The sequence below is a fragment of the Azospirillum isscasi genome (assembly GCF_030849505.1).
In the GTDB taxonomy this organism is placed as follows: Bacteria; Pseudomonadota; Alphaproteobacteria; order Azospirillales; family Azospirillaceae; genus Azospirillum; species Azospirillum isscasi.
This window is the reverse complement of sequence record NZ_JAUJFI010000248.1, coordinates 1-5,539: the sequence shown is the minus strand read 5'-3', so window position 1 is coordinate 5,539 and position 5,539 is coordinate 1. Positions and strand designations below refer to the sequence as shown.

At 70.1% G+C, this 5,539-nt stretch carries 5 protein-coding genes, 1 tRNA gene and 1 pseudogene; 4 read left to right on the top strand and 3 right to left on the bottom strand.

Annotated features, from left to right (window positions below):
- Positions 1-425, top strand: a pseudogene (locus QSG27_RS27410) (histidinol dehydrogenase); the annotation flags it as partial.
- Here the strand turns inward: QSG27_RS27410 and QSG27_RS27405 are convergent.
- Positions 356-1,492 (bottom strand): hypothetical protein, encoded by a 1,137-nt coding sequence (locus tag QSG27_RS27405; RefSeq protein ID WP_306711814.1) that lies wholly within the window; start codon positions 1,490-1,492, stop codon positions 356-358. The pseudogene QSG27_RS27410 and the gene QSG27_RS27405 overlap by 70 nt on opposite strands.
- Before the next feature lie 269 nt (positions 1,493-1,761).
- On the opposite strand from QSG27_RS27405, the gene QSG27_RS27400 reads away from it, so the two are divergent.
- On the top strand, positions 1,762-2,082 hold the full coding sequence (locus tag QSG27_RS27400; RefSeq protein ID WP_306711812.1) for a ribbon-helix-helix domain-containing protein: 321 nt from the start codon (positions 1,762-1,764) through the stop codon (positions 2,080-2,082).
- Positions 2,083-2,105: 23 nt separating this feature from the next.
- Here the strand turns inward: QSG27_RS27400 and QSG27_RS27395 are convergent, their stop codons facing one another.
- On the bottom strand, positions 2,106-2,981 hold the full coding sequence (locus tag QSG27_RS27395; protein ID WP_306711810.1) for a TIGR01459 family HAD-type hydrolase: 876 nt from the start codon (positions 2,979-2,981) through the stop codon (positions 2,106-2,108).
- A 66-nt stretch (positions 2,982-3,047) separates the two neighbouring features.
- Positions 3,048-4,271 (bottom strand): glycosyltransferase family 4 protein, encoded by a 1,224-nt coding sequence (locus QSG27_RS27390; protein ID WP_306711808.1) that lies wholly within the window; start codon positions 4,269-4,271, stop codon positions 3,048-3,050.
- A gap of 40 nt (positions 4,272-4,311) precedes the next feature.
- Between QSG27_RS27390 and QSG27_RS27385 the strand changes: the two genes are divergently transcribed.
- Both QSG27_RS27385 and QSG27_RS27380 read left to right on the top strand, forming a co-directional pair.
- Positions 4,312-5,115, top strand: a complete 804-nt coding sequence (locus QSG27_RS27385; RefSeq protein WP_306711806.1) for an alpha/beta hydrolase — start codon at positions 4,312-4,314, stop codon at positions 5,113-5,115.
- 123 nt (positions 5,116-5,238) lie between these two features.
- Positions 5,239-5,329 (top strand) — tRNA-Ser (locus QSG27_RS27380).
- Positions 5,330-5,539: the final 210 nt, after the last annotated feature.

Sequence of the window (5,539 nt, the reverse complement as noted above, 5' to 3'; positions counted from 1 at the left end):
CCCAGGCGGAGCACGACACGTCGGCCCAGTCGATCCTGATCACCGACGACGCGGCCTTCGGCGACGCGGGGGCCAAGGCGGTGGACACGCATCTGGAGACGCTGCCCCCCGCCGCCATCGCTGGGGAAAGCTGGCGGGGGCACGGGCGCGGCCGGCACCGGCAACGGCAGCAGCGGTGCCTGGGCCTGCGGCGCGCCTTTCCCGCTTTGCGCCAGGGGCGTCAGCCGGGGCAGCAGGGCGGTCGGCGGCGGGCGCAGGGTGAGGACCGGCTCCGCCTCCTCCGCCCGCGCCGAAGGGGCGCCCAGCAGCGCCAGCAGGGCGAGAAAGGAAAGGGCGACCCGGCGCATCCGCCGCCTCAATCCACCACGACGCGGGCGATGAGCGCGGGCAGGGTCTGGCAGCGGAACAACCCGTCCAGGGTTTGATGCTCGGTCAGGCGCAGCGACAGGGCGCAGCCATAGGCGTTCACCGTCAGGGCCGTCTGGGCCAGCGCGCCGACGGACGCGGACGGCTTGGCGATGCTGTAGCCGGGGGCGCCCAGCCGCCCGGCCAACGCGCCGTTGACCGGGTTGAAGGAATCGATCTCCAGCGTCAGCGGACCCAGATTGTTCAGCACCGTTTCGGAGTGCGGGTCCTCCTTCGTCGCGTAGAGCTGCACCGGCACCGCCTTGCGCCGGGCGATCCAGTCCTTCAGCGCCAGATTGCCGAGCACCGGGTCGCGGCTCTGCAGCGCCCCCTCCATGGCGATCTGGCGCAGCGCCGGATCGTTGCCGCCCAGCGCCGCCTCATAGGCGGCGATCCGCGCCGGGCGGTCGGCGCCCAGCAGCCGGGCGCGCAGATCGGCGATCCGCGCCGCGCGGCTCTCCTCCTGCCGGCGTTCGGCGACGGCGCGCTCCTCCTCCGCCTTCGTGGCGGCGGCCTGCCGGGCGAGCAGTTCCTCCTCGCGGCGGCGGCGGGCGTCCTCCTCGGCGATGCGGGCCTCGGCCTCGCGGGCGATCCGGTCGCGCAGGCGGTTGGCCTCGGCGGAGCCGGCCAGGACCGGGTGGCCCGGCAACTCCTCCAGCGGCAGGCCGATGCCGTCCAGCACCTCCGGATTCCGCAATTCGATGTGCGCGCTCCACCCGTTGGGGCCGAGCGTGGCGAGCGCCGTGGCGGTCAGCGTCTTCGCCAGCCCGGCCTCGGCAACGGGGCGGATGAAGGTGATGGCCCCGTCCCGGCTTTCGACCGCATAGGTTGGCTTGGCGAGCCGCAGTCTCGCCCCGATTCCGACCGCGGTCCGCGAGTCGGCGGATTTCTCGGCGGGCTTGCCCTCAGGGGCCGGAACGGGCACCGGCTCCGCCGTCAGTTCCTCGACGGTCCAGAGGGGCGGGACGAGGCGGGTCATCTCGGCACGGATGCGGTCGATGGGCAGGTCGGACGCGCGCGCCGGCAGGACGGGAACCATCCCGGCCATCAGCGTCGCCGCGATCCCCCACGCCGCCGGTCGCCCCATCGCTCGCCCTCCACCGGAAGTGACCACTACAGCTTGTGCCGGCCCATCGAAGCACTGGTACAGCGAAGCCGGCCGTGAAGGGAAGCGGCTTTTGTCCGGCCCCGAACCGGACCGCGGCGGGAACGGGGAGCCGTTGCGCGGGATCGCGACCCTCGGTCGAAATTGGCTTTGTGCGCACACGCCGCTTGCAATATCATCATACAAGTGAATGTATATTCTTCGGAAACGCAGACGCCTTTCCGCGACGGCAGGGGACCAAGGGCATCGATATGGCGGGCAGACAGGGGAACAAGGAAGGGCCGGTCCTGGTCTGCCGCAATGTCAAGGTTTCCGGCCGACGCACCAGTCTTCGGATGGAGCCCTACATTTGGGACTCCTTGAAGGAAATCTGCGAGCGTGAAGGGCTGACGCTGAACGACATCTGCACGCAGATTGACCAAAGGCGCGGGGAAGCGAATCTGACCGCCTCCATCCGCGTCTTCATCGTCAGCTATTTCCGCAACGCCATCGGACTTCGCGGTTTTTCCGAAGACGGGCCGTCCAGCATTCTGCGCAAAGCCATGGACGACGCCATCCCCCCCTTCGACTGAGCGGAGGAGGGGCGCCGTCCGTTTCACCAGCGCAGGCTGGGAAGGCCGTAGGTCGGGCGGTGGCCGGAGGCGTCGGCGGCGGCGGCCAGCCTGGCCGGATCGACGGACTCGCCCCAGGCGCCGCCCAGCTCTTCCCGGTGGATGCCGAAGGTGACCAGCGCCACGTCGATCCCGGCGGCGTTGGCCCCGGCCACGTCGGTGCGCAGGCTGTCGCCCACGGCCAGGATGCGCCGCTTGTCGGCGATGCCCATCAGCGACAGGCAGCGGTCATAGACGGGGGCGTGCGGCTTGCCGTGCCAGAACACGTCGCCGCCCATCTCCTCGTACCGTTGGGCCAGCGTGCCGGCGCAGATGACCATCTGGGCGCCGACCATCACGATCAGGTCGGGGTTCGCGCAGATCATCGGCAGGTTGCGGCGGCGGCAGGCCTCCAGCGCCGGCTCATAGGCCGACAGCGGCTCCCCGAAATCCACGATGCCGGTGTTCACGACGAAATCGGCCTCGTCCGGCGACGCCGCGAGCGTGTAGTCCAGCCCCTGATAGACGTCCATGTCGCGGTCCGGCCCGATGTGGTACAGCCGCCGGCCCAGCGCCGCGTGCCACGGGTCGTCGCGGTCGCGCAGCGCGTCGTAGGCGGCCTCGCCGGAGGTCATGACATGGTGGTAGCGCCCGCGCCCGATTCCCATGCCCTCCAGCTTGGCGATGACGCCGCCGGTGCGGCGCGGCGCGTTGGACAGCAGGCAGATCACCTTGCCCGCCGCGTTCAGCCGGTCCAGGCATTCCGGCACGCCGGGATAGGGCTGCTCCCCGTCGTGCAGGACGCCCCACAGATCGAGGATGACCCCGTCGTAACGGTCGATGACGGAGGCGATGCCGGAAAGTTGGACGATGTCGGTCATGATGTCCGGTGGTGTGACGGGCGGGAAGGAGCGGCGACCCAGCGGCCCTTGCTCAGCGGCCTTTGCTCAGCGGCCCTGGGAGCGCCGGGGCTCGGCCAGAAGCTCCGCATAGACGGCCAGCGTGTCGGCGCACATGCGCTGCTTGGTGTAGCGTTCGGCCACGAAGGCGCGGGCGCGGGCGCCGATGGCGTCGCGCTGCTCCGGCGTCAGGGACAGCGCCTCGTCCAGCGCCTTGGCCAGCGCGTCGGGGTCGGCGGGCGGCACCACCCAGGCGGTCTCGCCGGGGACCACCGTTTCCTGATAGGCGCCGATGGCGGAGACGATCACCGGGCGGCCCATGGCCTGCGCCTCGACGATCACCCGCCCGAAGGCTTCCGGCTCCTGCGAGGCGGAGACGACGACGGTGGACAGCCGGTAGGCGGCGGCCATGTCGTTGCAATGGTCGGTCATCTTCACCACGCCCTCCAGCCCGGCGCGGCGCACCTGCTCCTCCAACTCCTGGCGGTAGCCGGCGCGGCCCTGGTCGGACCCGACGAGCAGCGCGCAGACGTCCTTGCGCCCCAGCTTCGCCAGCGCGTCGATCAGCACCGTCTGGCCCTTCCAGCGGGTCAGGCGGCCGGGCAGCAGGATCACCGGCTTGTCGTCGGGCAGCCGCCATTTCTGGGCGAGCTGGATCATGCGGGCGGAACTGACCCGCTCCGGCGCGAAGGCCATCGGGTCGATGCCGCGGTGGATGGTGCGGATGACGGCGGGATCGACGGCGTAGTTGTCGAGGATGTGGCGGCGGATGAAGTCGGAGATGGCGATGATCCGCTCGCCCCGCGCCATCACCGAATTGTACCAGCGCTTCAGCCCGTTCTTGTAATTGTAGGGGGCGTGGAAGGTGGTCATGTAGCGCGCGCCGGTGGCGCGGCAGGCCAGCCAGGCGCTCCAGGCCGGGGCGCGGGAGCGGGCGTGCACGATGTCCACGCCGTTCTCCCGGATGATCGCCTCCAGCTTGCGCGCGTTGCGGCGGATGACCAACGGGTTCTTGGAGGCCAGCGGCAGGGTGATGTGACGGATGCCGGCGCGGTCCAGCTCCGCCGCCATCGGCCCGCCTTCGGACGCCACCAGCGGCAGCGCCCCGGCCTGGGCCAGGGTGAGCGCCACGTCGATGCAGCCGCGCTCCGCCCCGCCGGTGACCAGCGCCGGAAGCACCTGGAGAACGACGGGGCGGCGCCCGCCCGCCGTGAAGGCGCTGGCCGGGTTGCGCGGGTCCTCGCCGGTGCTAAGCTGGGATTCGACGTCCATAGTCACAGATTCCTAAAGTCCTGGCCCAGAGGTGTCCGATATGACCGAACCCGCAGCCGGCCCCGTCCCGTCGCCGGGCGGCGCGCACCATAGCCTGAAGCGCGGCACCGCGACCATAGCCTATCGTCACATCCCGGGCCGCGACCCGGAAGGTCTGGCCCCCGGCGTGATGTTCCTGGGCGGTTTCATGTCGGACATGACCGGCACCAAGGCGCTGGCCCTGGAAGCCTGGGCGGCGGGCGAGGGGCTGTCCTTCACCCGTTTCGACTATCAGGGCCACGGCGCGTCCAGCGGGCGGTTCGACGAGGGCACCATCGGTCTGTGGGCCGACGACGCGCTGGCCGTGCTGGACCGCGTGACGGTTGGGCCGCAGATCCTCGTCGGCTCCTCCATGGGCGGCTGGATGATGCTGCTGACGGCGCTGCGCCGTCCGGAGCGGGTGGCCGGCCTGGTCGGCATCGCCGCGGCCCCGGATTTCACCGAGGACCTGATGTGGGATCTGTTCGACGAGTCCGTCCGCCGCGAGATCCTGGAAACGGGCCGCTGGCTGCGCCCGTCCGACTACGGCCCGGAACCGCAGCCGATCACCCGCGCCCTGATCGAGGACGGGCGCGACCACCTGCTGCTGCGCCAGCCCATCGCCTTCGACAAGCCGGTGCGGCTGCTGCACGGCATGGCCGACCCCGACGTGCCCTGGCAGGTCAGCCTGACGCTGGCCGACCGGCTGACCGGCGCGGATGTGCGGGTCACGCTGATCAAGGACGGCGACCACCGCCTGTCGCGCGACCAGGACATCGATCTGCTGTGCCGCACGGTGGCCGATCTGGTCCGCGGCCTGGGCTGAAGGGAAGGGGGGGCGGTCGATCCGCCCCGCGGATCATCACGAAGGCGGTGCAAGATTTTTCCGAAAAAGTGATATCAGGGGCTTGCGCACCGCCTTCGGGCTGGATATAAACGCGGCCTCTGCGGAGGGGTGGCCGAGTGGTCGAAGGCGCACGCCTGGAAAGTGTGTATACCCCAAAAGGGTATCGAGGGTTCGAATCCCTCTCCCTCCGCCACGAATTTAGCCCAAGCAATTCATTTGCTTGGGCTTTCTTCGTTTCTGGAACATGCATTCCCCACAGTCGACCCCACACTTTACGGTGGATTGACGCCGCTGTTGGCGGATGATGGCGGACGGAAGTCCCTAAATGGTGCATCCGCTAAATGAGGGCGACGTTTGGGAGGGCGGCGACGCCGAAGCGTTTTGTCGTCCGGTGGCGCCGTCG